Origin of the sequence: Merdimmobilis hominis, assembly GCF_016901855.1 — a bacterium.
Lineage (GTDB): Bacteria > Bacillota > Clostridia > Oscillospirales > Ruminococcaceae > Paludihabitans.
Genome location: NZ_JACJKY010000009.1, coordinates 35,261 through 60,552, shown reverse-complemented (window position 1 = coordinate 60,552; position 25,292 = coordinate 35,261). Strand labels below are relative to the sequence as shown.

Genomic DNA, 25,292 nt, shown 5'->3' with positions numbered 1-25,292 from the left:
CGTTTATAATAAAAGGAGGTTTTATCCATGAAAGTCATCCATGAAGTGTATTTTACGGAAAATGTCGCGGTGCTGTCGTTTGACAATGCACCTGCCAACAGCCGCTTTTTAAGCGAACTGTTTTGCGGAGTGGCAAAGGCGGGTGTCAATGTGGATATGATCTCGCAGACGGCGCCTAAGGGCGAAAAGAATACGATTTCGTTTACGGTGGCAGACGAAATGGTGCCGACCGTGCTGAAAGTGGCATCGTCACTGTCGGCAAAAATGCGGCCGATGGTGTCGACCGGCAATGTGAAAATTGCGCTTTACGGCGAGGAAATGCCGAGCAAAGTCGGCGTTGCAGCAGAGGCGTTTGCGCTTTTAAGCGAAGCGGATATCGACATTTTGCTCATCACGACGTCGGAAGTGGATATTTCGCTTGTCGTGCGCAGTGCACAGAGCGACCGCGCGTATGAAATTTTAAAAAAAGCGTATCAAAACGCGTAAAAAACATTTGACAAGCACCACTTGACATGATAAAATAATAAGGCCGCATGTATAGGGCTTTTAAGTCAAAGCAGTACGCTTTGCCCCGAACACAGCGAGATTATAGAAAAGGCAGGTGCCTTCTTAGAAATGTACGCAATTATTGAAACTGGTGGAAAACAGTACCGTGTCAGCGCAGGTGACCAGATCTTTGTTGAGAAACTCAACGTCAATGAAAACGACACTGTTGAATTCGACAAAGTCATCGCAGTTTCCGGCGACGAAGGAATGAAAGTCGGTGCTCCGTATGTTGACGGCGCAGTTGTTAAAGCAACCGTTGTCAAAAATGGCAAAGACAAAAAAATCACAGTCTTCACTTACAAACCGAAAAAGGGTTCTGCGCGCAAACTCGGCCACAGACAGCCCTACACAAAAGTAAGAATCGAAGCAATCAACGCGTAATCCAATGATTACGGCAGAATTTTTTTTACAGGGAGAGCGGTTTTCGGGCGTTTCGGTACGCGGACACGCTGGCTATGCCGCATATGGACATGATGTCGTTTGCGCTTCGGTGACTTCCGCTGTGGAGTTAGTTGCAAACGGTATTACGGAGATTTTAAAGATTCCGGCTTCGGTCGGCGCCTTTGAAAACGAAGTACGTATTGACCTTCCTGACGATCTTCCGGTGGAGGCAGAGCAGTTTTTAAAAGCACTGCGGCTTCATCTGGAGCTTTTGAAACAGGACTATCCTGAAAATTTACGATTGACCGATACGGAGGTGTAGATCATGTTAAAACTGAATATGCAGTTTTTCGCACACAAAAAAGGTGTAGGTTCCACAAAGAACGGCCGTGATTCCGAGTCGAAACGTCTTGGCGCAAAACGTGCTGACGGCCAGTTTGTGTTGGCAGGCAACATCCTGTATAAACAGCGCGGCACACACATCCATCCGGGTGAGAACGTCGGCCGTGGTTCTGACGATACACTGTTTGCAAAAATCGACGGCGTTGTCAGATACGAGCGTATGGGACGTGACCGCAAAAAGGTCAGCGTTTACCCTGCACAGTAATTGAAGATTTCACAAAAAGGCGTGCCGACCGGCACGCTTTTTTTGTGGAAACTCCGATTGATAAGAAAAGGAAAATCCGGTATAATAAAATCGGATGTTTGTAGTTTATAGATATCAGAAAGAAACGCATCAGAAAGGAAATGCTATGTTTATTGATCGTGCAAAAATAACGGTTCGTGCCGGCAACGGCGGCAACGGTGCTGTGAGCTTTCGCAGAGAAAAATATGTCGCAGCAGGCGGACCGGATGGCGGTGACGGCGGAAAAGGCGGCGACGTCATTTTTGTTGTGGACAACAACATGTCGACGCTTGTCGATTTTCGCTATAAACGCAAATATATTGCCGAAAACGGCCAAAATGGCGGCGCAAAGCGTTGTTCCGGAAAAGCCGGTGCGGATCTTTTGGTAAAAGTGCCGCGCGGCACACTCGTGCGTGAGGCGGAAACCGGTCGTATTTTGGCGGATCTTTCGTCGGACGAGCCTGTCGTTATTGCAAAAGGCGGAAAAGGCGGCGCTGGAAACTGGCACTTTGCAACTTCGACACGTCAGATCCCGCGCTTTGCAAAACCGGGTAAGCCGGGCGATGCATTCGAGCTGTCGCTTGAATTAAAACTGCTTGCAGACGTTGGACTTGTCGGATTCCCGAATGTGGGTAAATCGACGCTCATTTCCGTCGTCAGCGCGGCAAAACCGACGATTGCAAACTATCACTTTACAACGCTTACACCGGTGCTCGGTGTCGTACAGCTGGAAGCCGGCAAAAACTTTGTCATGGCGGATATTCCGGGTCTCATCGAAGGTGCCGCGGACGGCGTTGGCTTGGGCCATGACTTTCTGCGCCATGTCGAACGCTGCCGCCTGATTGTTCATGTCGTAGACGTTTCGGGAATCGAAGGCCGTGACCCGAAAGAGGATTTTAAAATCATCAATCGTGAACTTGCAAACTTCAGCGAGGAGCTTGCCGGCCGTCAGCAGATTGTCGCAGGAAATAAGTGTGACATGGCGACACCGGAGCAGATCGCGTCATTCCGCACGTTTGTAGAGGAGCAGGGCTACCGCTTCTTTGAAATTTCCGCGGCAACCAATCAGGGCACGCGTGAACTGATCGGTGCGGTTGCACAGACGCTTGACACATTGCCGCCGATCAAACAGTATGAAGCACAGCCGCTCACAGACGAAGAACGGTTGCAGCGCGATACGGTTTCCCGTTCGTTTACGATCGAGGTGGAAAACGGCGTGTATTATGTGGATGCCGATTTCCTGGAGCCGGTGCTTATGACCGTCAATATGGACGATTATGAATCGCTGCAGTATTTCCAGCGCACACTGCGCCAAAGCGGCATTATTGATGCACTGGAAGCGAAGGGAATCGAAGAAGGCGATACGGTCGATATCTTTGGATTCCAATTTGACTTTGTCAAATAACAAGAAAGGATGAGTGAATGGAACAGTTATCATCCGATGCAATCAGAATGATGAGTCCGTTAGGGCTTGCCTATATCGGCGACGGCATTTATGAGCTTTTGACGCGTGAGCATATCGTTTCCCGCGGCAACATGCCGGTTGCGAAATTTCACAAGGAAACGGTGTCGCTTGTCTGTGCAGCTGCACAGTCGGAGGCAGTCGATGTGATTTTGCCGATGCTCGATGAAGAGGAAACGGCTGTGTACAAACGCGGACGCAACGCGCATGGCAGCCAGGTTCCCAAAAATGCCGATGCCGTACAGTACCGGCGCGCAACAGGGCTGGAGGCCTTGTTTGGCTATTTGTATTTAAACGGCAGAATGGAGCGGCTGCATACGCTCTATGAGGCAATTTACAATGCGGCTTGCTGCGCATAGAAAGGAGAAAACCATTGGGAATTAAACGATTGTTTTCGACCAATCAAAAACCGGCGGTTCGGTGGACGATTGATATTATCTGCACGATTTTCGGCTCGTTTTTGTTTGCGCTGAGTACACATATGTTTTCTGCACCAAACCATTTTGCACCGGGCGGTGTCACCGGTATTTCCACGATCATCAACTTCTTGACCGGAATCCCGATTGGTACAATGACCATTATCATCAACGTTCCGATCGTTATTCTGGGTGTTTGGAAAATCGGCTGGCATTATATGCTGCGTTCGATCATTTCGATTTTGGCCTATTCGATTTCGATTGACTTTGTTTTGGTCAATGTACCGGTGTATACGAATGACAAAATGATTGCCTGCATCTTCGGCGGTGTGCTGATGGGCTGCGGTGTCGGCATTGTCATGTCGCGCGGCGGTTCTACAGGCGGTATGGACATCATCAATAAGCTGATCCAACGCCGTTTCCCGCACTTAAAGCTCGGTCAGGTCACGTTTTCGACCGATATGGTGATTGTGGCAACATCGGCAGTGGCATTCGGCAGCCTGGAACCGGCGCTGTATTCGCTTGTCTGCCTGTTTATCTCCGCGACGGCGCTCGATACCGTGCTGTATGGATTCAATAAGTGCAAAGCGCTGTATATTGTATCGCAAAAGCATGAAGAACTTTGCCACCGGATTCATTCGGAGATGAACCGCGGTGCAACCGTGCTGCGGTCGTATGGTTCTTACACCAATGAAGAACGCCCAACCATTATGGTGGCTGTGAAGCAAACAGAATATTATAAACTGCGAAAAATCGTTCAGCAGACCGATCCCAATGCGTTTATCATTATGACAAGTGCGTCAGAGATCGTGGGCGAAGGATTCGCAACCGGAAAATAAAAAAACGCTTCCGGAATATTTCCGGAAGCGTTTGCAGGAAAACAGTGATCAGTCGTGTACGGACGGGGTATTCATTTTGTTCTGCATCGACGATTGACGCTGTTTCATCTGCGCTTGTTTTTTGGTGCTGTTTTTTGCGGATTTGCGTGTATAAGCGGAAGAATCGGAATTGGATTGCATATTGATTTCATTGGTGCAGTCATAAGATTGCTGTTTTTTCATGGTTATCACCTCTTTCGCAATTAGTATGTGTACATGGTGCACACGATATCAGTAGATAAATTTTCCTTTTTTAAAGGGAATGGAAACAATAAAGAAAGGTTTGAGAGGATATGTCCGGACATTCGAAGTGGAGTACAATTAAACGTAAAAAAGGCGCAAATGACGCTGCACGTGCAAAAGTATTTACAAAAATCGGCAGAGAAATTGCCGTTTGTGTAAAAGACGGCGGCCCGGATCCGGCTGCAAACGCAAAACTGCGCGATTTGATTCAGAAAGCAAAACAGAACAACGTGCCGAACGACAACATCGAGCGTGTCATTAAAAAAGCAGCAGGCGACGGCGAGAAAAACAACTACGAGTCTGTGACGTATGAGGGATACGGCCCGAACGGCATTGCAGTCATTGTTGAAACACTGACGGATAACCGTAACCGTACCGCAGGCGATGTGCGTCACTACTTTGACAAATTCGGCGGCAATATGGGCCAGCCGGGCTGTGTGTCGTTTATGTTCAGCCAGAAAGGTATGATCGTTATTGAAAACGACGGCCTTGATGAAGAAAAAGTGATGGACGACGTCATGACCGCAGGTGCGGACGACTTTACGTTCTCGGAAGATGCAGTTGAGGTTGTAACTGATCCGGCATCTTTCTCCGAAGTGCGTGATGCACTCGAAGGAATGGGATACACCTTTGCATCGGCACAGGTGGAGCAGGTTCCGTCTACGTATACATCGATCGACGATCCGGATGTTCGCGTGAAAATGAATCGTCTGCTTGAAGCACTCGAAGATAACGACGACGTGCAGGAAGTTTGGCACAACTGGGAGAACCCGGACGAGGAATAAGATCGCTTGATCTTCATAAAAGGCAGATTGTATGGGCAAAAAGCACCGTACGATCTGCTTTTTTATTTGAAGAATTGACAATCCGGCGAAAACCGAGTAGGATTAAAGGCGGTGAAGAAAAAAGGAGGACATATTGGTGAAAAGGGAAAATGATCTTGAGAATGACAGCATAAAACAGCTTGTGTGGCGAATTGCGATTCCGAGTATGCTTGCACAGTTTGTCAGTGTGCTCTACAGCATTGTCGACCGTATTTATATCGGCAACATTCCGCAGATCGGTGATCTTGCGCTTGCAGGTGTGGGCGTGTGCGGCCCGATTGTGACAATGGTCGGTTCGGTGGCGTTTTGGATCGGAATCGGCGGTTCTCCGCTGATGAGCATTCGAATGGGCGAAAAAAACATCGAAGCCGCACGAAAAATATTGGCGAATTGCTTTTTGATGCTTTTGGTATTTTCCGGATTGATGATGGCGGTTATTATGCCGCTTACAACACCGATGCTTCAACTGTTCGGCGCCTCCGAAGCAACACTTCCGTATGCGAAAACCTATTTTCTTGTCTATATGTGCGGTACCGTGTTTGCGTTGATGGCAACGGGACTCAATCAGTTTATTATTGCACAGGGCTATGCAAATACCGGAATGAAATCGGTTGTGATCGGTGCAGTTTTAAACATTTTGCTTGATCCGCTGTTTATTTTTGTGTTCCATATGGGCGTGGCCGGTGCAGCGCTTGCGACCGTTTTGTCACAGCTTGCAAGCTGTATATTTGTCCTGCGGTTTTTATTTGGCAAATATGTTCCGGTGCGGATTACGTTTGGAGGATACGATCTGCGCGTGATTGGCAGAGTGCTTTTGCTTGGATTTACGCCGTTTTTGATTATTGCGATTGATAATGTTATGATTATTGCAATGAATGCAGTCTTGCAGCATTACGGCGGCGCGGCACAGGGTGATACGCTCATTACATGTGCAACGATTGTGCAGAGCTTTATGCTGGTGATCACGATGCCGTTGAGCGGTATTACCGGCGGTACACAGACGATTCTCGGATATAACTACGGCGCGCGCAGACCTGACCGTGTGATGGGCGCGCAGAAATATATTGTGCTGCTGTGCGTGGTGTTTACGGCGATTATGTTTGTGATTGCTTGGACCATAAGTCCGCTGTTTATCCGCTTGTTTACACAGGATGCGGCACTCATTGATCAGACAGCTTGGGCAATTCGTGTGTGTACGCTGGCCATTGTTCCGCTCGGTGTGCAGTACGAGCTGGTGGATGGATTCACAGCAATCGGAAAAGTGCAGTTTTCGCTGCCGCTTTCATTTTGGCGGAAGCTTGTCTATTTTTTAGCGGTATTTTTGATTCCAATGTTTTTTGAAGTGCGTTATGTCTTTTTTGCGGAAACGATCTCTGATATTTTGGGACCGGCAGTCACGATTGTTGTATATTTGTTTTCCATGAAAAAGCTGATGCGCGCGTGTCGGCCGTTACCTGCGCAAAAAGAGAATGCGTGACCCCGTTTTTGCGGCAGTGCGTCCGAATACTATCTATTGTGGAGGGATCTTATATGCATGACGAACCAGATGTTGTCACGCAGGTACTGTGTGCGCAGAAAAGTACACAGGCAGCAGATCGTTTGATTCGATCGTACCTGCCGTTTATTCGTTCGGAAACATCCCGTTTTTTAAAAGGAAAACGTGTGACAGATGAAGATGACGAACTCAGTGTTGCTATGACGGCGTTTTATGAAGCGATTGTGCACTATGAAAAATTCAAAGGCGCATTTTTCAAATACGCTTCCCTTGTGATCAAACGCCGTCTGATTGACTATGTGCGCAAAGAACAGCGTCATCAAAATAAGCTTTCAATCGATCAGCCGACAAACGATGAATCAGCAGGTACAATCGGGGACACGCTTGCGGATCCGAATCAGCAGACAGATCGTTACGAATTGGTGACGGCAACCCGTCAGGAAATTACAGAGCTTTCTGCACAGCTTTCGGATTTTGGAATTTCGTTTTCGGATATTTCGGAAAACTGTCCGAAGCAGGCACGGACACTTGAAAGCTGTTCGCGTGTGCTCATGTATGCGAAAGAGAATCCAGCTTTGCTTGAGGAATTGCTTCAAACAAAGCGGCTTCCGATTACGGCACTCTGTGCGGGAACAGGCGTGGAACGAAAAACGCTTGAGCGGCATCGAAAATATCTGGTGGCATTGATGGTTGCGTTTACAAACGGGTATGAAATTATCCGCGGACATCTTTCCCAAGTCCACAGAAAAAAGGAGGCGTCAAAATGAGCTATCTTGTGATGGAATGTCATATGGGGTATGCGGTTGTATTGGATGAATACGGACGCTTTTTGAAAGTGGTCAATCGCCATTATGAAGTAGGACAGACAGTATACGATATTATACCGGTTCGGGAACGTACACAGCCAACCGTTTATATTCGTGCAGCGCGCATTGCTGTGGCAGTTGCAGCGTGTCTGTTGTTGGTGATTGGAGTATCGTGGTGGAACTGGTGGATGCCGTATGGCTCTATTTATATGAAAATCAATCCGGAAGTACAGATGGAGCTCAATCGATATGGTGATGTGCTTCGTGTGGAGGGCGTCAACGAAGATGGCAAGACGCTGTTAGAGGGGTATGAGTACAAGGGAAAAGATAAGACGCAGATTGCAAAAGAGCTCATTGAACGTGCAATTTCGCTTCAGATGCTTTCATCCGGTGGGGAAGTGCGGTTTGATGTCGATTCTTCGGATCAATCGTTTTCCGATGATACCAAAGCGATTTTAACACACGCAGTGCAGTTTGATATCGAAGATGCATCTGATCTTGTCTTCTTTGTTGGCGGAAATAAAGTTTGGTCGTTTGCATCTGAAGAACAGCCGGAAACATCCAGTCCGGAAGAATCATCTAAAATCGAGGAGTCTTCTAAGATGGAAGAATCCTCTTTGACGGAATCCTCTCATTCTGATGATGACGATAGTGACGATGATGATAGTGATGACGACGATGACGACGATGACGATGACGACGATGACGACGACAGTGACGACGATGATCAGGATGATGACGATGATGAAACACACTGAAAAATAAAAATAGACATGAAAAAAGCATCAGCCCTGGCTGATGCTTTTTTATATTTGACGCTTGACGTTAACATACGTTTGATGTTCATTTTACAGGAATCCGCATGTAGTGTTAAAACAGTTTTGTTATAATAAATCCGTTCAAAGGTGAAAAGAAATGAGATAAAAACGGAGGAATGGATATGGATTCGAAAAAACGGATTCTTTCTGTATGTATGGCGGCGGCAATTACTGCATCGTCGCTTGTACTGCCGGCAGGATCGGTTTTGGCGCAGACAAATGTGCAAAACGATCAGCCGAATACAGAGAATTTGTGGATCACAGAAATCTATCAAAATGACGTCAAACGTGAAAGCGTATACGGAAATGGCAGCGATCAAATGGAGTTTGTGGAAGTCACAAACACAACAGATCGGGACATTTCATTTAATCAGGAGTTTGGCTTGTGGTACGAATACAAGTCGGGCAGCGATTATACAATGAAACAGCTCACGGTACAGACAGTTGACGGCAATGACGAGGTTGTTATTCCGGCAGGTGAAACCGCAGTTTTGTGGAGCCAGCGCAAGGATACTGACCACTATGCAACGGAAGAGGAATTCCGTGAAGCAATGCGTGTTCCTGAGGGCGTTCGCGTGTTTACAGTGAGCGGTCAGAACGGATTTGCTGAAAACGATCGCGGCTTTGCTATCAAAACAGCATCCGGTGAGGTTGTTTCGCATTATCGTTACAATCAAAACGCAACCGATGAGGTAACGGCAGACGGTTTGTCTGTGCAGCTTTCGGTGCCGGATTTCGGCAGTGAAATGCTTGTATATCAGGCGAAAAAACCGACAACCGCCGGTGTTGTGTCGTTCCGCCAGCTCAACGGTCAAAAAGAATTTACCGCACCGACAGAGGTTCCCAAAGGCGTTTACATGACAGAGATTCGTCCGAATGATACCGCACGTGAAGAAGAATTCGGCGGTACCAGCGGAAATCTGAATGATTTGATGGAGTGCGTGGAGCTCACGAATACCACCGATCGCGACATCAACTTAAACGAGGAATACGTTTTGTATTATCGCGTCAAAGAGAACAGCACGGTTGAACTTCCGCTGATGACATCGTCGATGGAGAGCGGAAACTGTGTAATCAAAGCACATTCCACAGCAGTACTTTGGTGTTATCGCGCGGAACAAATCGGCGATCAGTACACAACATTCCCGACGGAAGAGGATTTCCGTGCAGCGTACGGACTGTCTGATGAAGTACCGGTTTATATCTTCACCGCACAAAATGGTTTGGGCAATACCTTCCGTGGATTTGAACTGTATCAAAAACAGGAAGACGGCACAAAAACACTCGTTTCGAGCTACTTCTGGGACGGTTCTTCCGACTTAAAAGACAATAAGAGCGTCGATTTAAAAGTCAATCCGGAAGGCCCGCAGATGCTTGTTTATCGCTCACGGTCCACAACCAATATGGGCGTTGTCAGCGAAGAGCAGCTTTGCTATGCGCCCGATGATCAGTCTTCGCCGAAGATTGAACAGCTCGAAGAAGTGACTTCTGTAGAACAGGGTGAATTTGTACGGATTCCATATTCGTATGCAGGCAGCGATACAATGCCGGTTCGTGCAATCGAGCTGTTTTATAAAACATCCGAAATGGATTCATATGTAAGCGAACGTACAACAAGCTTCGCAATCTATAACAAATGGTATGCATACATCCCGTCGGCAGCAATTCTGAATGCGGATTATGTAGACTTTTATGTCAAAGCCGAGAACGATTACCGCACCACGATGACGCCGGTCAAACGCGTGACAGTCAATCATCTGGATGACGGCGTGGAGGGCTTGCGCGTTAATCTGGATACAAGTGAAACACTCAGCGGAACCGTACCGTTTAGTGCAAAAGATTTTTCGGATGAGTCCGCAGGATTGACCGCACAGGTGGACGGTACACCGATTTCGTTAAACAATACGATGGAAAACGGCGCATTCTTCACATTCTCTTACCGCGGTGTGGACAGCTACTTTCAGAATGCATTGACAACAGGGAATACGGTCATTCGTCACTTCTCAAAATCGAGCGAAGTGCCGACGGATTCTTCGATGTCAATTCTCGTGGATGAATCGCTGTTCACTTATCACGAGGATGGTTCGGCAACGATTGAACTGACGCTTCGCACCGGTACCTATGGTTCGCCGTGGGAGTGGAACACCGATGCAAACAACGACGATTTCTATATCAGTGATATGGCACTTTCCATGACAGACGGTACAGTCATTCGTCCGGATTCGGTTGTCAGCGAAACCGGTGCTGATTTAAGCAAAGAAACAGAAATCAAAGTCGGCGACAGTGCAGGATATAACCTGTATGTCACCATGATGTTCACACTGCCGGCAGGCGCCGCAGATGCAGTATCGGGTATGATTGATACCACAACACTTGCTGACGGCGAACATACGCTGACGGTAGAGAGCACTTCCGGTCTGCGTCAGAGCGTGACCTTTACAACCGATAATACACCGGAACAGGTTGTGACAGAAGAAAAACCGGCACTCGACATGGAACTCACCGTTTCAGCATCGAAATATCCGGCTTCCGCACAGGTGAATGGACCGGAGAACACCGATAAAGTACTGCTTTATAGCGCAACACCGCTTGACGACATGAATGTCTACACCGGTGTGGGCGACAGTACGGCAAATGCATCGGCTGCACAGGGCTTTGGTACTGCTTCTTCACAGAACGGACAGATTCCGTATCAGATCTTTGAAATCAGCACAAATGGTGCAGCAACAGGTACACTCCGTGTGGATGTGGATGCAGTATCAAACGACGGCAAAGACGTAAACCTCTACGCAAAACGGACGGAAACAGGCGAGTGGGAGCTGCTTGATACCGTTTATGAGAACCAGAAAGCAACCGCAGTATTCGCAATGGATGATTATGTTGAAAACGGCAAAGTCACTGTACTTGCACAGGCACGCGGCACAGAGTATACACCGTATACCGAGGAACAGGCAACAGCGGATACCGTCAAAAACGACTATGAGTGGGACGGCACCGCAATTCCGGAGCAGTATGACTTTGCACTGGCATGGATTACGGATACACAGTATTATTCCGAGCAGTACATGCAAAATTTTGATATCATGACCGATTGGATTGTCAACAATAAAGACACACTCGGCATTGAGTATGTGCTTCATACCGGCGACATTGTCGATGAATTCAATGAGGAATATCAGTTTATCAACGCATCCAATCAGTTGCAGAAATTCGAGGATGCATCGCTTCCGTACGGTGTGCTGGGCGGCAACCATGACGTTGCACACGGCAATGCAGTGTACGACCTGTATACGAAATACTTCGGTGCATCCCGCTATGAGAACAATCCGTGGTACGGCGGCACCTACGATAACAACAAAGGCCATTACGACTTTGTAACCGTTGACGGTGAGGAGCTTTTGTTCCTCTATATGTCCTGGGATACCTCAGACGCTGAGATCGCATGGATGAACGAGGTGCTCGCGAAATATTCGGACAAAAAGGCATTCATCTGCATGCATCCGGGCATCAACGCAAATGCTGAGCCGGACTACTTCAGTGACCGTGTCATGAATGAAGTGTGCAGTAAAAATCAGAATGTTGTCGCTGTATTAAACGGTCACTATCATGGTTCTTCGCTGAACTTCGTAGGTTTTGACGACAACAACGACGGCGTTGAAGATCGTGTGGTATACCGCATCTGCACCGACTATCAGAGCGCAGAGGGCGGCGGAAGCGGTTATGTGAAAATGCTCTACTTTGACCTGGCGAATGATAAGATTTACTTAAACTCCTATTCGCCGGTGCTTGATGACTTCAACTACTACGACCGTGAGAAACTTGATTCGTATGGTTCCGGTACAGTGGAATATGACATCGATATCACAGAGCTTTCGGTTGACTTTGACCGTGAAACGGGAAAAACATTGACTGTAAGCGATGTTTCTGCTGATATTCTGTCTGACACACTGGTCGGCGGCGGTGAGAGCTCAAAAGAGATTCAGCTTTCTACAAAACCGGGCGAAACCGCGACTATCTATGCAGTTGCATATGATAATGCCGGCAAAGTACTCGCTTTCTCCGATGCAGTGACGTATACGGTGAAAGATGCATCTGTTGATCCGGAAAAACCGGGTGACGGCACGCAAGACGGCGGAGATATGCCGGATACCGGTGATCAAAACGCATTGCTTCTGGTCATGCTGATGCTGGCTGCCGCAGGACTCAGCGCAGGTGGATTCACATACTGGATGCGCCGCAGAGCAAGATAAGTGATAACAAATAGTAAACAAAAAGATCCTGTCGTTTGACAGGATCTTTTTTATGCTGCTGAATCAGACCAGATGCAGTCAGACGAAAAAAGAACCCTCCGTACAGCAAAAACGCCGTCGGAGGGTTTGGTTTGTGTTATGCACTCATGATCTCGGAGATTGTTTTCATAATCTCGTCATGACAGCCACCGCAGCCGGTTGAACATTTGGTGATCCGCTGAACGTCAGCAAATGCTTCTTCCACTTCGGTAAATGTTTTGTTGTTGTGCAGTGCGTTTTCTACATCAAAATACGTCACTTTTTTGCAATGGCAGATTTCGTAGTTTTCTTTCATTTCTTTCATGAAAACCGACCTCCTTTATTTGGTAAAGATCTCATTGTGATTACAGTGTACCATATCAAACGCATTTTGACAAGGTACCCAAATGGAATGTGTTTTAAGATTGCGGTTCGTTTAATACCGACTCGTAGATTTTAAGCAGCTGCTTTCCAATCTGCGACAAGTCTTTATCAGAAACCAGTTCATATCCCGCATCCTTTAAACACGGTAATGTGTGCTCACAGATTCCACGAATCCGCGCTTCAAACTCGTTGAGCGTCTTTGCTTTATACACATTGACACCGTCTGTCAGCCATGATTCGTAAATCGGGATGTCACGAATCAGCGTGTTTTGCCGGCAAGCAAGCGATTCGAGCAATACAATTCCCTCTGTTTCTTCGTAGGTCGGGAACAGGAATAAATCAGCGCCCGAATACGCATTTCGAAAATGCTCCGGTTCTACATAGCCCGGGAAAAACAGGTTTGGAAGCTTTGTTTTGACCGCTTTGCGCACTTTGCGCGGCACTTGATAAAGCGGTGTGTAGCCAAACCAGACAAACTTGTATTCCGGCATCCGCTTTGCAAGCTCGACGAAGTCAAGAATGCCTTTGCGTTCGATGTATAATCCGACGGAGATTATGACTTTGTCGTCCTCGGAGAATCCGAACTGTTTGCGGAATTCTTTTGCACGTGCTTCATCGTAGCAGAAAAAGTCAAGCTCAATACCGTTAGAAAGCGCATAAATCGGCTTTTTGATACCGTATGCTTCGATCAGCCGTTTGGAGTACGGCGTAGGAGTGATGAGCGCGTCTGCTGTATTATAGCAGCGCACAATCCATTTTTGAAACAGCGGCGCAAGCATATTGGAAAACATAAAGGACCGCTCAAAATCCTCACGCGTGGAATGTGCATGATAAATCACTTTTTTGCCGTTTTTGCGGCATTTTTTCGCCCAGAAATAGGAACTCGGGAAAATGGTATTGATATGGGCGATATCGAACGAATCGTTTCGATCGGTTGTATATTCGATGTGATTCAGTGTGAGCGCGCGTTTTTGGTGTTTGATCGCACGTCCGACCCCTGAACGGCCGACGCTGTGCAATCCGCCGCTGTAAAGCTGAACTTTCATAGAATATATCGTCCTTCTTTCCTCTTAATAATCATAGCCCATCTGCAATGCGCGCAGATTCGGCTCAAGCAAATGCTGTTTTCTTGCTGGGATACACCGCTTCATCGCTTCTTTTAACACGTCCATCGAGCAAAATCCCGTTGCTTTGAGCGTCTGACCCAGCATGATGATGTTTGCAAGTCCATGCAGGCCGTTGTCATTTGCCATCTGCGTTGCAGGAATTGCACACACAGTGATATCATCACGTGTGGAGTCCGCTTCGATCAATGTGGAATCGAGAACCACGGTACCACCCGGCTGAACTTCATTGATGAATTTATCATAGGACGGACGGTTCATAACCATCAGTGTTTTCGGATTTAAAACGATCGGGCAGCCGATCGGTTTATCGTCGATGCAAACCGAGCAGTTTGCAGTACCGCCGCGCATTTCCGGACCGTAAGAGGGAAGCCACGAAACTTGTTTTTCTTCAATCATACCGGTGTAAGCGATGATTTTGCCGGCGAACAAAACGCCCTGGCCGCCGAATCCGGCAATCAACATATGTACGCTCATCAGAATACCCCCTTTTCGGTTGCGTCTTTATAACATCCGAGCGGATAGTACGGGATCATGTTCTCTTTGAGCCATTTGAGTGCTTCCACCGGCTCGAGTCCCCAGTTGGTCGGACAGCTTGAGAGCACTTCGACAATCGAGAAGCCTTTTTTCTCAATCTGTGCGGTAAACGCCTTTTTGATTGCTTTTTTCGCATTGCGGACATTCGGAACATCCGTCACAGTGACACGCTCTGCATAAGCCACGCCATCGAGTGTGGAGAGCATTTCACACATCCGGATCGGATAACCTGCACGAGTAACATCACGGCCATACGGAGTGGTCTGTGTGACTTGTCCAGGCAGAGTGGTCGGTGCCATCTGACCGCCGGTCATGCCGTAGATTGCGTTATTGATAAAGATGATCGTGATATTTTCGCCGCGGGTTGCCGCATGAACGGTTTCTGCGGTGCCGATCGCAGCCAAGTCGCCGTCACCCTGATAGGTGAATACGATGTTGTCCGGATTTGCACGTTTTGCGCCGGTTGCAACAGCCGGTGCACGTCCGTGCGGTGCTTCAATCATATCACAGTTAAAATAGTCATATGCCATAACTGCGCAGCCAACCGGTGCGATACCGACTGTTTTTCCGAGAATGCCGAGTTCTTCCAAACACTCTGCAACCAGCCGGTGCACAATGCCGTGCGTACAGCCCGGGCAGTAGTGGAAAACTGCGTCTGTCAGTCCGTTTGTTTTATGAAATGATGCCATTACTCAGCACCTCCTGCATATTTTTTGATCTGCTCAAGCACTTCTGCCGGTGTCGGCACAATACCGCCGGTACGGCCAAAGAAATGTACATCGCACTGTCCGTTTGCGTACAGGCGAACATCTTCCACCATCTGGCCCATGCTCATCTCGACGGTAATCATGTGATCGACGCGTGCAGCTGCTTTGCGGATTGCTTCCTCCGGGAACGGCCAGAGTGTGATCGGACGAATAAGACCTGCTTTGATGCCGCAAGCTCTTGCATCCTCGACTGCACTTCTGACAACACGCGCTGTTGCACCGTAAGCGACCAGAATGATGTCTGCGTCGTCGGTGAGATATTCCTCGCAGCGGACTTCGTTTTGTTTAATCACGTCGTAGCGTGCAAAACGCTCGCGGACGGTGCGTTCGAGCTCGTCCGGTTTTAAATACAGAGAGTTTGTGATATTCGGTTTGCGTTTGCCCTGTGTGCCGGTGGTTGCATACGGTTTTTCTGCCGGTTTAGAGACCGTTTCCGGGAATTCGACCGGTTCCATCATCTGGCCGAGCATACCGTCTGCCAAAATGAGTGCCGGCATGCGGTACTTTTCTGCAAGATCAAATGCAGTGCCGATCAGGTTGACGATTTCCTGAACCGTTGCCGGTGCGAATACGAGCAGCTGGAAGTCGCCGTGACCGAGTGCTTTGGTTGCCTGCCAGTAGTCTGCCTGCGAAGGCTGAATGCCGCCAAGACCCGGGCCGCCGCGCATAACGTTTAAGATGACGCACGGAAGATCAGAGCCTGCGATGTAGGACACACCCTCACTTTTTAAGCTGATGCCCGGAGAAGAGGAGGAGGTCATTGCACGAACGCCGCACGAAGCTGCGCCCAGCACCATGTTAATTGCCGCGATTTCCGATTCTGCCTGCAAAAATGTGCCGCCGATTTTCGGCAGGACTTTTGACATGTATGCACTGACTTCCGTCTGCGGAGTGATCGGATAGCCGAAGAAATGAATGCAGCCGTTGCGGATTGCCGCTTCTGCGATTGCTTCATTTCCTTTCATCAAATATTTTTCTGCCATGATTGTCTCTCCTTTGTTAGTCTTCGATTGTGATGACGCAGTCAGGGCACATCGTTGCACACATTGCGCACGAAATGCAGGCCGCTCTGTCGGTGATTTCCACCGGATTATATCCTTTGCGGTTTAGCCGCGCGGTGTCGATCATAAGGATTTTTTTCGGACATACGGAAACGCACAGTCCGCATCCTTTGCATCGTTCATAGTTAATGCTGAACTTTTCCATGTTGTTGTTTCATCCTGCCTTTCTGAAATGTTTTATAAAGAAGTATGGTCTGCCCCGCTCATTTCCCACGGTGATTTGACAAGCCGCTTGACAGGAAACGGACAGGGGAGGCCGGATACCGTCTGTGTGGTACAGGTGCCGACAAGCGGCAAACCGGTTTGTTCGCAGACTGCCTGTGCAAATGGCAGAGAGTCTAAAACGGTTTGTGCAGTCGTTTGCGCACCCAGATTGGTGTTATTTAAAATACCGGTTGCAGAAAGTCTTGCTGCCTGTTCGATTTCGCGCAGCAGCTCGACCGCTTCCGCCGGATTTTTTGTCAGATAGCGGCGGGCATTGATTACATACAGCATCTCATAGCCCTGTGCTTCAATTTTTTTTGCATATCTGCCGAGTGCAATCGCACCGGCATCATCGCCGCCGACGTCTACAATGACCTGTCGGTCTGACTGCGAAAATGCAGCGTCAACTGAAGCCGGAAGCACGGGAATATCCAAATTGGAATTGGCATAAACCGGTGCGATCACTTGAATGTCGTGTGCTTTGAGCGGTTCCACGAAATCAGCGGTTCGAAAATAGGGATTTACAATATCCAAATCAATAATTGTCACAGCTTGACCCGATTCTGCCGCAGACAGTGCAAGATTGACCGCAGCGTTCGTTTTGCCGCTGCCATAGTGACCGGTGATGATTGTAATCGGTTTTTTTAAGATTTGCATTGTGTTTCACCACCTTTTCCGACTATTATACCACATCTGATTTCAAATTGACAGAGGAAAATCATGATTTTTTTAGTTTTTTAAAACGGTAAAGCGTTTTACGAAAAGAAAAGCCCTCCCGAAAGAAGATGGCTTCCATCCGGGAGGGCTTTTTGATTCAAGTGTTTGGATTACGAATATTTTAATACGGAATCCGGCAGGTCGGTCTGATCAGCCGACACAGTGAATGTCAGTGTGACATCAGCAGGAATTTGTTTGTACAGTTTTTCAAGCAGTGCGCCAAAGCCTTCATAATCTTTTGCACCGTCTTTTGCGCCGATTCTCAAAATACCGTCGACAAAAATCTCTTTGATATCATAGTTACCGGCGAGAACACCCGAAACAAAGCCGTAAAATGCGTCATAACCCTGAATTGCATATTCATCTGCGTCGATCAGACGAACTTTATGATCAAGCTCAAACGTGAGTTTCATGCTTTTTTCGATGCAAACGACATTGCCGTTTGTGGTGTTGACTGCGGCATTGACTTTGTCGATCAGCAGCTTTGTTTTTCCGCTGCCTTTTTTGCCGATAATCAGTTTAATCATAGTTTTGTCCTCCATTACTTTTAATTAGAAACCGGTGGGACACCGGGAATCTGCTTATTCTGCGCCGAGTTTTGCCTCAAGTGCTGCTTTTTCTTTTTCATAGCCCGGTTTGTTCAAGAGCGCGAACATATTCTTTTTGTAGCTCTCAACGCCCGGCTGGTTGAACGGGTTAACGCCCAGGACATAGCCCGAAAGACCGCATGCTTTTTCAAAGAAGTAAATCAGATAGCCGAGTTCAAACTCGTCGATTTTCGGCATTTCCAAAACGAGATTCGGAACGCCGCCTTCGGTGTGTGCAAGGATGGTGCCCTGCATTGCTTTGCGGTTGACTTCGCTCATGTTTTTCTCAGAGAGGAAGTTTAATCCGTCAAAGTTTGTAGGATCTGCTTTGATGAAGAAGTCTTTCTTCGGTTCTTTGATATCCACAACGGTTTCGAACATGACGCGTGCGCCGTCCTGGATAAACTGTCCCATGGAGTGCAGGTCGGTCGAGAAGATGGCGCTCGACGGATAGAGACCTTTTTTATCTTTGCCTTCGCTCTCGCCGTAGAGCTGTTTAAACCACTCTGCCATCATGGCAAATGCCGGATCATAGGAAACGAGAATTTCGATTGCTTTGCCTTTTCTGTACAGTGCGTTTCTGTATGCGACGTATTTGTAGCAGTCGTTTTTCTCGAGATCCGGTTCTGCATATGCTTCACGTGCAGCAGCAGCGCCTTCCATCAGCGAACGGATGCATGCACCCGAAACAGCGATCGGCAGAAGACCTACTGCGGTCAAAACGGAGAAGCGTCCGCCCACATCGTCCGGAATAACAAAGGTTTCATAACCCTCTGCGTCGGACAGTTCTTTTAATGTGCCGCGTGCTTTATCGGTTGTTGCATAGATGCGTTTTTTCGCCTCTTCTGCACCGTATTTGTTGATTAAGAATTCACGGAACACACGGAATGCGAGTGCCGGCTCGGTTGTGGTGCCCGATTTTGAGATGATGTTGACGGAAACGTCTTTGCCTTCACACAGCGAAAGGATTTCATTCAAATAGGTCGGGTTAATATTATTGCCGACAAAATAGATATCCGGCGTGTCTTTTTTCAGGTTGTTATAAAATGGTGATTTGAGCAGTTCGATGGCTGCGCGTGCACCAAGATAGGAACCGCCGATGCCGATAACGATCAGTACATCGGAATCATTGCGGATTTTTTCTGCTGCTTTTTCGATGCGTGCGAATTCCTCACGGTCGTAGTTAACAGGCAGATCAATCCAGCCTAAAAAGTCATTGCCCAGACCGGAACGGTTTGTAAGCATTTCCTGTGCGGCTTTGATTTGCGGCGCCATACCTGCCAGTTCATCTTCTGCAATGAACTGTTTTACATATGTATCATTCAGTTTGATTGCCATGATGTTCATCTCCGTTTATTACAGATTAGGTTATGGTTTAATTCTACAATAAAACGAAGAATGATTCAAGCCTTTTTATATGATTTATGAAAAAAATTTATGAACATCTTTATCGAAAAGCAAACACGCGGGAGAACATCAAGCAAATTGCTGACCAAAGGCCCATTTTTGGTACATCTGCGGATGCGCAGATCGGAATGGTTTGTGTGATTTTACCTGCGGTGATGGTCAGCGTACCGACTTCCTGCCCTTGTTTGACGGGCGCATTTATTGATTCAGGAAGCGAAACAGATTCTGTTACCGCCTCTTGATCTGCTTTTTGAATCAAAAAAGCGGAGGCATCAACAGACAAGGAAACAGATTCACTTGTACCGTGGATGACAGGAAGTGCAGGCAGTGTATCGGTTGTTGTGGCAGGTGTGTAGCGTACAAATGAAGCGAATCCATAGTTTAACAGCGCACGCGCACTGTCAAACCGCTCAGCAGAAGTTGCACATCCCATCACAACGCTGATGAGAGAAACGTCATTCCGGACAGCCGCCGCGCTCAAACAGGAACCTGCACCGTCGGTGGTACCGGTTTTGACGCCGATGCATCCATTGTAAAACCGTACGAGTTTGTTGGTATTGACAAGCTGTGTCTGTCCGCCGCGCAGTGTATCCATCCAAACGGAGAGATACGGTGTTACCGTTTCATGCGTTAAGAGTTCTTTTGACATGAGCGCGATGTCATATGCGGTGGATACATGGCCGTCTGCATCAAGGCCGGTCGGATTTTTGAATACGGTGTTGTTCATACCGAGTTCTTTGGCGCGCTTGTTCATCAGTGTGACAAACGCTTCCTCGGTTCCTGCCACATGCTCTGCAAGTGCCATGGAGGCGTCGTTTGCACTGCCGATCGCCGTTGCTTTTAAAAGATCGTCAACAGTCATTTCTTCGTTTTCCTTAAGCCAGATCTGACTGCCGCCCATACTGACCGCATGTGCCGATGCTTTGACCATGTCAGTTAGCGCGAGCTCATTATTTTCGATTGCCTCTGCAACCAGCAGCAGTGTCATGACTTTGGTGATGGAAGCAGGCGGGAGCGGCTCATGCGGATTTTTTTCATATAAAACCATGCCGCTCTGTGCATCAATCAATACCGCACTTTTCGCCGAAACGAGCGGGCTGTCTGCCTCGGTTTCCTCCGCGCGGACGGTAGGGGCGGATATCGCTGTGCAGATGAGCACAAAGCTCATGAAAAAAGCGAACCATCGCTTCATAGTAATCTCCTCCAAAAACGATTTGTTTGCTTATTGTTATGCGTTTTCGCGCATGTCCATGAACTGTGCGGCGGATAATTTCTTTAAAAACCGCATACGTATGGCAAAAAGGAGGAGAGAAGGCATGGCATACGATTTATATGAGGCGGCCTGCGAGGCGGCCGATGAATCCCGATGCACAGGAGTGGATGAAACAGCGTGCGATACGGAAGGAAAAATAGAAAAACCGGATACACCGCCGCGCCGCGGGCACTCGTTTTTGATGGTGCTTTATATGCAGACGGCTATCTGTATTGCAGCGGCGGCAGTATTCTTGTTTGGGAGACTTCTTGTGCCGTCTGCGGCATCGCTCGTGTCTGATACTGTCAAGCGGCTCATCATATCCGATTTTTCGTTTCATGAAACGGTTCAGGATACCGTGAGCCGGGCAGTGGTTCAAATTTTTACATATGAAGCAGCCGCAGCCGGTACAAACGGGGAAGTCCCTGCAAATGCAACACTTGCGCCGGTTGTCTATACGGGAACACCTGTGTTTCCGCTGGAAGCAGACGCGTATCGGCTCAGTTCGCCGTTTGGATTCCGCACACATCCGATTTCGGGGGCGCTTGATTTTCATACCGGCGTCGATCTTGCGGCTGCGGAGGGGACACGCATCTTTGCCGCAGAGGACGGAACGGTGATCGAAAGCCGCTATGACGACGCATACGGCAATTTCATCAAAATTGATCATGGAAACGGGTACTATACGTATTACGGACATTGCAGTGAACGAATTGCACAAACAGGAATGCGCGTGCGCGGCGGCGATGTGATCGCACTGGTTGGGTCCACCGGGAATTCAACAGGAAACCATCTGCACTTCGGTGTCATTACAGACGGATTGTATGTAAATCCCGCGTATTTGTTTGCATCGCTGTCGGAAGAACCGGTTTCTTTGCTGATTGAAAGCGGGGAAGGCACTTGATTCGGCTGATATTCGGTCCGTTTACCGTAAAAATCACCTTTTTGTTTGTGGTGACTGTGGCATTTTGCTTGATTAGTGATGAAACTGGGATTGCTGTGTTGGCACTTTTGGCTTGTTTTTTGCATGAGTGCGGTCATTTGGCGGCGTTTTTGATCACAGGATACACACCGCGCGCGCTCATTTTTGAGCTGACGGGAATCCGGCTTGTTCCGCCTGGGGATTGTCCACGCTTTTTTTGTGCGCTGTTCATTCATAGTGCAGGTATTCTTACAAATGGCATCACGGCAGCAGGCCTTCATTGGCTCGGCTATGAAACAGTAGCGGCCGTTCATTTTCTGCTCGGATGCTTCAGCGCACTGCCGCTCGCCACATTGGACGGCGGACAAATCGTTTTGCTCATTTTGACAAGGCTGTTTCCGATGCGCGGTGCGCTGGCGGCATGGGGGATTGATCTTGCGTGTACGGGTGTGCTGTGTGCAGGGTGTATCTGGATGTTTTTGATTGACCGCAGCAATTTGACGCTGCTCATTTTTTCGGGCGGATTGATTTCTGCACTGGTCGGCGGGATGTTGGGCGGACGAAAAAAGCCGCCCGGCAAAACAAGCAGGGCGGCGAAATAAGTGGTCAGCAGTCAATCAGCGCAGGCAGATCGTCAAGCAGACAGAGCAGTGAATCGTATTTTTTGAATAACAGTGCGGCTGTTTCATCGTCCGGCTGCACCTGATCCGGGATCATGATCGGCTTCATTCCGGCAGCAAATGCCGAACGAATGCCGTTTTTAGAATCCTCTACGGCAATACAGTCAGCAGGTGCCGTATGAATGGCACGGCATGCCATCTCATAAATTTCCGGATGCGGCTTGCTGTGAACGACCATATCGCCGGTAATCACGTCGTTGAAAAAATCGGTGAGATTGGTGCGGGACAGGTGGGACAGCACGCTTTTTTTCGAAGTGGAGCTTGCAAGCGCCGTGGGAACTTTGCGCGCACAGAGCCACGAAAGAATTTCGTACACACCCGGCTTCATCGGAAGTTCCTGTTTAATCAGCTCGTGAAATTTTTGGCTGCTTGTTGTCTGGAATGTTTCATACGGAAAATCGGCGCCGTAAATGGAGAGAAACATCTCACGGGTGTCGCTCCGGTTCATGCCGATGGCACGGAGAAACACCGGTTCAAACTGCGCTTCAATCCCCATTTGACGCGCTGTGTAAAACCAGGCTTCGCGCGAGATGCGTTCGGTGTCAAACAGCACACCGTCCATGTCGAATACAACTGCTTTGATCATCGGATCTCCTCCTCAAACAATATGAAAATGAAATGCTGCCGAATCCGGCAGCATTTCGCCTTTGTTTATGTTCGTTCGGAAAGCGGCACGTATGCGCGGCGATCCTGCACGTTTTTGTATGCCGGACGAATGATTTTTCCGGCATTGACAAGCTCTTCGATGCGGTGCGCGCTCCAGCCGGAAATGCGTGCAATTGCAAAAATCGGTGTAAACAGCTCGGACGGAAGTCCCAGCATATCATAAACAAAGCCGCTGTAGAAGTCAACGTTTGCGCTGACGCCTTTGTAGATGCGGCGTTCTTCTGCGATGACTTCCGGTGCCAAGCGCTCAACTGCGGAATAAAGTGCGAATTCTTTCTCTTTTCCTTTTTCCTCCGCAAGGCTCTTGACGAACGATTTAAACACGTTAGCGCGCGGATCGGACAGCGAGTAGACCGCATGCCCCATACCGTAAATTAAGCCGGCACGGTCAAACGCTTCTTTGCGAAGCAGTGCACGCAGATGATCGCGGATTTCGCCTTCGTCTGTCCAGTCATGCAGTGTATTTTTCATGTTTTCAAACATCTGGACAACCTTGATGTTTGCGCCGCCGTGTTTTGGACCTTTGAGCGAGCCGAGTGCTGCTGCAATGACCGAGTATGTATCAGAGCCGGACGAAGTGACCACATGTGTGGTAAAGGTGGAGTTATTGCCGCCGCCGTGCTCTGCGTGGAGGATCAGTGCGAGGTCCAAAATACGCGCTTCCAGTGCGGTATACTGACTGTCCGGACGCAGAATGTGCAGAATATTTTCCGCGGTGGAAAGCTCTGCAACCGGACTGTGAATAAACAGGCTGTTGCCGTCATGATAGTGGCTGTATGCCTGATAGCCGTAAACCGAGAGCATCGGGAACAGTGCAATCAGCTGCAAGCATTGACGCAGTACGTTTGGAATACTTGTATCGCTTGCAAAATCATCATAAGAGTAAAGTGTCAATACACTGCGCGCAAGTGTGTTCATCATGTCACGGCTCGGCGCTTTCATAATAATGTCGCGGACAAAGCTTGTCGGGAGCGAGCGGTATTTTGCCAAAAGTGCTTGGAACTCTGCAAGCTGTTCTTTGTTCGGCAGCTCACCAAACAAGAGCAGGTAGGTTGTTTCCTCAAAACCGAAACGTTTGTCGCGGACGAATCCGGCAACAAGATCTTCCACATCAATGCCGCGGTAAAACAGTTTGCCTTCGCAGGATACTTTTTTGCCGTCCACAATCTTGCTCGACTGGATTTCGGAAATTTCCGTAAGACCGGTCAAGACGCCGTTTCCGTTTAAATCACGCAGGCCGCGGTTTACTTCATATTGTGTGTATAATGCGGGATCGATTGCACCGTTTTCAGTACATAATTTTGACAATTCAAAAATTTCCGGAGTAATTTCAGAAAATTTATTCTCGTGATGCTGCATCATATCATGTACGCCTCCTTTGACTGAAAAAACAAGATTTTATTCATTATAGCATCAATTTATGTCTATATTATGACTAAAAAAGAGCAAACGGCCAAAATTCGAAAAAGAAATCAATTTACGCACGATTTTTTTGCAAATATCTATATTTTTTCTCGTTGCAACCTGAAAAAAGGTATGATATGATGAGCGAAGGAGGGGTTTTTTATGAATGCCTATTTTGATTGGAACGGAAAAAAAGCAGTTTTTTTGGGTGACAGTATCACGGAAGGCTGCGGTGTCGAAAACAAAGAAAACATCTATTTGGAAGAAGTCAAACGGATGCTTGGTCTGCGGGAAGCCAAAAACTACGGCATTGGCGGCACTCGAATTGCAGCGCAGGCGGATGACGAAGGCAGTGCTTTCTCTGTGCGGTATACGAAAATGGATGATGACGCAGATCTGGTCGTGGTGTTCGGTGGAACGAATGACTTCGGTCACGGCACTGCGCCGATCGGCTCTCCAACGGATGAAATCTGCACAACATATTGCGGTGCATGGAATGTGCTTTTACGCGGACTGATTGAAAAATATCCGGAAGCCGTCATTGTGATGATCACGCCGCTTCACCGCGACAACGAAACGGAGGTCAACCGTACCACAGGCTTTACGCTTGCGGAGTATGTATCGTTGGCGCGCGCAGCGGCTGAGGAATACAGCATCCCGGTGCTTGACTTGTATCGTGCCGGCGGCATTGTGCCGATGGTCGAAGCAAACAAAGAACGGTTTTGTCCGGATGGTCTGCATCCGAATGATGCAGGACATCATTTGATTGCCAGAAAGCTTGCCGCATTTTTGCAAACCGTATAATTGCGGTGAACGCA

General features: G+C 48.2%; 28 protein-coding genes. 15 read left to right on the top strand and 13 right to left on the bottom strand.

What is annotated here, in order from left to right; translation table 11 throughout:
• The first annotated feature begins 27 nt into the window (after positions 1-27).
• The 7 genes from H6A12_RS07275 (at position 28) to H6A12_RS07245 (ending at position 4,269) form a co-directional block, all read left to right on the top strand.
• Positions 28-486, top strand: coding sequence for an ACT domain-containing protein (locus H6A12_RS07275; RefSeq protein WP_204446410.1), 459 nt, complete (start codon positions 28-30; stop codon positions 484-486).
• Positions 487-615: 129 nt separating this feature from the next.
• Positions 616-927 (top strand): 50S ribosomal protein L21, encoded by a 312-nt coding sequence (gene rplU, locus H6A12_RS07270; protein ID WP_204446409.1) that lies wholly within the window; start codon positions 616-618, stop codon positions 925-927.
• Between the two features lie 4 nt (positions 928-931).
• Complete coding sequence (locus H6A12_RS07265) at positions 932-1,249, top strand: ribosomal-processing cysteine protease Prp (RefSeq protein ID WP_204446408.1); 318 nt, start codon at positions 932-934, stop codon at positions 1,247-1,249.
• 3 nt (positions 1,250-1,252) lie between these two features.
• Complete coding sequence (gene rpmA, locus H6A12_RS07260; protein ID WP_204446407.1) at positions 1,253-1,534, top strand: 50S ribosomal protein L27; 282 nt, start codon at positions 1,253-1,255, stop codon at positions 1,532-1,534.
• 145 nt (positions 1,535-1,679) lie between these two features.
• The gene (obgE, locus tag H6A12_RS07255; protein WP_204446406.1) at positions 1,680-2,957 is read left to right on the top strand and encodes a GTPase ObgE; all 1,278 of its coding nucleotides are present in this window, start codon (positions 1,680-1,682) and stop codon (positions 2,955-2,957) included.
• Positions 2,958-2,974: 17 nt separating this feature from the next.
• Positions 2,975-3,373 carry a Mini-ribonuclease 3 gene (locus H6A12_RS07250; protein WP_204446405.1) on the top strand — a complete coding sequence of 133 codons (399 nt, stop codon included), beginning with the start codon at positions 2,975-2,977 and terminating at the stop codon, positions 3,371-3,373.
• Between the two features lie 14 nt (positions 3,374-3,387).
• Complete coding sequence (locus tag H6A12_RS07245; RefSeq protein ID WP_204446404.1) at positions 3,388-4,269, top strand: YitT family protein; 882 nt, start codon at positions 3,388-3,390, stop codon at positions 4,267-4,269.
• Positions 4,270-4,317: 48 nt separating this feature from the next.
• Here H6A12_RS07245 and H6A12_RS07240 read toward each other — a convergent pair whose 3' ends face one another.
• Positions 4,318-4,491: a hypothetical protein gene (locus H6A12_RS07240; RefSeq protein ID WP_204446402.1), complete on the bottom strand. Its 174-nt coding sequence runs from the start codon at positions 4,489-4,491 to the stop codon at positions 4,318-4,320.
• A gap of 110 nt (positions 4,492-4,601) precedes the next feature.
• Between H6A12_RS07240 and H6A12_RS07235 the strand changes: the two genes are divergently transcribed.
• The 5 genes from H6A12_RS07235 to H6A12_RS07215 all read left to right on the top strand — a co-directional run bounded on the left by H6A12_RS07235 (position 4,602) and on the right by H6A12_RS07215 (position 12,744).
• A complete protein-coding gene (locus tag H6A12_RS07235; protein ID WP_204446400.1) occupies positions 4,602-5,336 on the top strand; it encodes a YebC/PmpR family DNA-binding transcriptional regulator in 735 nt (244 codons plus the stop codon).
• 136 nt (positions 5,337-5,472) lie between these two features.
• Positions 5,473-6,852 carry an MATE family efflux transporter gene (locus H6A12_RS07230; RefSeq protein ID WP_204446398.1) on the top strand — a complete coding sequence of 460 codons (1,380 nt, stop codon included), beginning with the start codon at positions 5,473-5,475 and terminating at the stop codon, positions 6,850-6,852.
• A gap of 53 nt (positions 6,853-6,905) precedes the next feature.
• Positions 6,906-7,637 (top strand): sigma factor, encoded by a 732-nt coding sequence (locus H6A12_RS07225; protein ID WP_204446396.1) that lies wholly within the window; start codon positions 6,906-6,908, stop codon positions 7,635-7,637.
• Positions 7,634-8,434, top strand: a complete 801-nt coding sequence (locus H6A12_RS07220) for an anti-sigma-I factor RsgI family protein (RefSeq protein ID WP_204446394.1) — start codon at positions 7,634-7,636, stop codon at positions 8,432-8,434. Before H6A12_RS07225 ends, H6A12_RS07220 begins: the two co-directional genes overlap by 4 nt.
• Before the next feature lie 182 nt (positions 8,435-8,616).
• Entirely contained in the window at positions 8,617-12,744 is a 4,128-nt protein-coding gene (locus tag H6A12_RS07215; RefSeq protein ID WP_204446392.1) for a metallophosphoesterase, read from the top strand.
• Between the two features lie 136 nt (positions 12,745-12,880).
• Here the strand turns inward: H6A12_RS07215 and H6A12_RS07210 are convergent, their stop codons facing one another.
• The 10 genes from H6A12_RS07210 to H6A12_RS07165 all read right to left on the bottom strand — a co-directional run bounded on the left by H6A12_RS07210 (position 12,881) and on the right by H6A12_RS07165 (position 20,742).
• On the bottom strand, positions 12,881-13,087 hold the full coding sequence (locus H6A12_RS07210; protein WP_204446390.1) for a (2Fe-2S)-binding protein: 207 nt from the start codon (positions 13,085-13,087) through the stop codon (positions 12,881-12,883).
• Between the two features lie 94 nt (positions 13,088-13,181).
• On the bottom strand, positions 13,182-14,192 hold the full coding sequence (locus H6A12_RS07205) for a glycosyltransferase (RefSeq protein ID WP_204446387.1): 1,011 nt from the start codon (positions 14,190-14,192) through the stop codon (positions 13,182-13,184).
• 24 nt (positions 14,193-14,216) lie between these two features.
• Positions 14,217-14,747 (bottom strand): 2-oxoacid:acceptor oxidoreductase family protein, encoded by a 531-nt coding sequence (locus H6A12_RS07200; RefSeq protein ID WP_204446385.1) that lies wholly within the window; start codon positions 14,745-14,747, stop codon positions 14,217-14,219.
• Complete coding sequence (locus H6A12_RS07195) at positions 14,747-15,496, bottom strand: thiamine pyrophosphate-dependent enzyme (RefSeq protein WP_204446383.1); 750 nt, start codon at positions 15,494-15,496, stop codon at positions 14,747-14,749. The genes H6A12_RS07200 and H6A12_RS07195 overlap by 1 nt, the downstream gene beginning before the upstream one ends.
• Positions 15,496-16,557, bottom strand: a complete 1,062-nt coding sequence (locus H6A12_RS07190; RefSeq protein ID WP_204446380.1) for a 3-methyl-2-oxobutanoate dehydrogenase subunit VorB — start codon at positions 16,555-16,557, stop codon at positions 15,496-15,498. The genes H6A12_RS07195 and H6A12_RS07190 overlap by 1 nt, the downstream gene beginning before the upstream one ends.
• A gap of 16 nt (positions 16,558-16,573) precedes the next feature.
• Positions 16,574-16,780, bottom strand: a complete 207-nt coding sequence (locus H6A12_RS07185; RefSeq protein WP_204446378.1) for a 4Fe-4S dicluster domain-containing protein — start codon at positions 16,778-16,780, stop codon at positions 16,574-16,576.
• 32 nt (positions 16,781-16,812) lie between these two features.
• On the bottom strand, positions 16,813-17,496 hold the full coding sequence (locus H6A12_RS07180) for a hypothetical protein (RefSeq protein WP_204446376.1): 684 nt from the start codon (positions 17,494-17,496) through the stop codon (positions 16,813-16,815).
• Positions 17,497-17,666: 170 nt separating this feature from the next.
• Entirely contained in the window at positions 17,667-18,083 is a 417-nt protein-coding gene (locus H6A12_RS07175; RefSeq protein WP_204446374.1) for a hypothetical protein, read from the bottom strand.
• Between the two features lie 54 nt (positions 18,084-18,137).
• A complete protein-coding gene (locus H6A12_RS07170) occupies positions 18,138-19,481 on the bottom strand; it encodes a glucose-6-phosphate isomerase (protein ID WP_204446372.1) in 1,344 nt (447 codons plus the stop codon).
• Positions 19,482-19,590: 109 nt separating this feature from the next.
• Positions 19,591-20,742, bottom strand: coding sequence for a D-alanyl-D-alanine carboxypeptidase family protein (locus H6A12_RS07165; protein WP_204446369.1), 1,152 nt, complete (start codon positions 20,740-20,742; stop codon positions 19,591-19,593).
• Between the two features lie 124 nt (positions 20,743-20,866).
• Between H6A12_RS07165 and H6A12_RS07160 the strand changes: the two genes are divergently transcribed.
• Both H6A12_RS07160 and H6A12_RS07155 read left to right on the top strand, forming a co-directional pair.
• Entirely contained in the window at positions 20,867-21,706 is an 840-nt protein-coding gene (locus tag H6A12_RS07160) for a M23 family metallopeptidase (protein ID WP_204446367.1), read from the top strand.
• Positions 21,703-22,326: a hypothetical protein gene (locus H6A12_RS07155; protein WP_204446364.1), complete on the top strand. Its 624-nt coding sequence runs from the start codon at positions 21,703-21,705 to the stop codon at positions 22,324-22,326. The genes H6A12_RS07160 and H6A12_RS07155 overlap by 4 nt, the downstream gene beginning before the upstream one ends.
• A gap of 4 nt (positions 22,327-22,330) precedes the next feature.
• Here the strand turns inward: H6A12_RS07155 and H6A12_RS07150 are convergent, their stop codons facing one another.
• Together H6A12_RS07150 and H6A12_RS07145 are read right to left on the bottom strand one after the other, a co-directional pair.
• Positions 22,331-22,990 (bottom strand): HAD family hydrolase, encoded by a 660-nt coding sequence (locus tag H6A12_RS07150; RefSeq protein WP_204446362.1) that lies wholly within the window; start codon positions 22,988-22,990, stop codon positions 22,331-22,333.
• A gap of 65 nt (positions 22,991-23,055) precedes the next feature.
• Complete coding sequence (locus H6A12_RS07145; RefSeq protein ID WP_204446487.1) at positions 23,056-24,429, bottom strand: citrate/2-methylcitrate synthase; 1,374 nt, start codon at positions 24,427-24,429, stop codon at positions 23,056-23,058.
• 207 nt (positions 24,430-24,636) lie between these two features.
• Between H6A12_RS07145 and H6A12_RS07140 the strand changes: the two genes are divergently transcribed.
• Complete coding sequence (locus tag H6A12_RS07140; protein ID WP_204446360.1) at positions 24,637-25,278, top strand: SGNH/GDSL hydrolase family protein; 642 nt, start codon at positions 24,637-24,639, stop codon at positions 25,276-25,278.
• Positions 25,279-25,292: the final 14 nt, after the last annotated feature.

Bases quoted from the DNA above. Each gene is read 5' to 3' on its own strand.
- H6A12_RS07275 (WP_204446410.1), top strand. From the start codon at position 28: ATGAAAGTCATCCATGAAGTGTATTTTACGGAAAATGTCGCGGTGCTG.
- rplU (WP_204446409.1), top strand. From the start codon at position 616: ATGTACGCAATTATTGAAACTGGTGGAAAACAGTACCGTGTCAGCGCA.
- H6A12_RS07265 (WP_204446408.1), top strand. From the start codon at position 932: ATGATTACGGCAGAATTTTTTTTACAGGGAGAGCGGTTTTCGGGCGTT.
- rpmA (WP_204446407.1), top strand. From the start codon at position 1,253: ATGTTAAAACTGAATATGCAGTTTTTCGCACACAAAAAAGGTGTAGGT.
- obgE (WP_204446406.1), top strand. From the start codon at position 1,680: ATGTTTATTGATCGTGCAAAAATAACGGTTCGTGCCGGCAACGGCGGC.
- H6A12_RS07250 (WP_204446405.1), top strand. From the start codon at position 2,975: ATGGAACAGTTATCATCCGATGCAATCAGAATGATGAGTCCGTTAGGG.
- H6A12_RS07240 (WP_204446402.1), bottom strand. From the start codon at position 4,491: ATGAAAAAACAGCAATCTTATGACTGCACCAATGAAATCAATATGCAA.
- H6A12_RS07235 (WP_204446400.1), top strand. From the start codon at position 4,602: ATGTCCGGACATTCGAAGTGGAGTACAATTAAACGTAAAAAAGGCGCA.
- H6A12_RS07225 (WP_204446396.1), top strand. From the start codon at position 6,906: ATGCATGACGAACCAGATGTTGTCACGCAGGTACTGTGTGCGCAGAAA.
- H6A12_RS07220 (WP_204446394.1), top strand. From the start codon at position 7,634: ATGAGCTATCTTGTGATGGAATGTCATATGGGGTATGCGGTTGTATTG.
- H6A12_RS07215 (WP_204446392.1), top strand. From the start codon at position 8,617: ATGGATTCGAAAAAACGGATTCTTTCTGTATGTATGGCGGCGGCAATT.
- H6A12_RS07210 (WP_204446390.1), bottom strand. From the start codon at position 13,087: ATGAAAGAAATGAAAGAAAACTACGAAATCTGCCATTGCAAAAAAGTG.
- H6A12_RS07205 (WP_204446387.1), bottom strand. From the start codon at position 14,192: ATGAAAGTTCAGCTTTACAGCGGCGGATTGCACAGCGTCGGCCGTTCA.
- H6A12_RS07200 (WP_204446385.1), bottom strand. From the start codon at position 14,747: ATGAGCGTACATATGTTGATTGCCGGATTCGGCGGCCAGGGCGTTTTG.
- H6A12_RS07195 (WP_204446383.1), bottom strand. From the start codon at position 15,496: ATGGCATCATTTCATAAAACAAACGGACTGACAGACGCAGTTTTCCAC.
- H6A12_RS07190 (WP_204446380.1), bottom strand. From the start codon at position 16,557: ATGGCAGAAAAATATTTGATGAAAGGAAATGAAGCAATCGCAGAAGCG.
- H6A12_RS07185 (WP_204446378.1), bottom strand. From the start codon at position 16,780: ATGGAAAAGTTCAGCATTAACTATGAACGATGCAAAGGATGCGGACTG.
- H6A12_RS07180 (WP_204446376.1), bottom strand. From the start codon at position 17,496: ATGCAAATCTTAAAAAAACCGATTACAATCATCACCGGTCACTATGGC.
- H6A12_RS07175 (WP_204446374.1), bottom strand. From the start codon at position 18,083: ATGATTAAACTGATTATCGGCAAAAAAGGCAGCGGAAAAACAAAGCTG.
- H6A12_RS07170 (WP_204446372.1), bottom strand. From the start codon at position 19,481: ATGGCAATCAAACTGAATGATACATATGTAAAACAGTTCATTGCAGAA.
- H6A12_RS07165 (WP_204446369.1), bottom strand. From the start codon at position 20,742: ATGAAGCGATGGTTCGCTTTTTTCATGAGCTTTGTGCTCATCTGCACA.
- H6A12_RS07160 (WP_204446367.1), top strand. From the start codon at position 20,867: ATGGCATACGATTTATATGAGGCGGCCTGCGAGGCGGCCGATGAATCC.
- H6A12_RS07150 (WP_204446362.1), bottom strand. From the start codon at position 22,990: ATGATCAAAGCAGTTGTATTCGACATGGACGGTGTGCTGTTTGACACC.
- H6A12_RS07145 (WP_204446487.1), bottom strand. From the start codon at position 24,429: ATGCAGCATCACGAGAATAAATTTTCTGAAATTACTCCGGAAATTTTT.
- H6A12_RS07140 (WP_204446360.1), top strand. From the start codon at position 24,637: ATGAATGCCTATTTTGATTGGAACGGAAAAAAAGCAGTTTTTTTGGGT.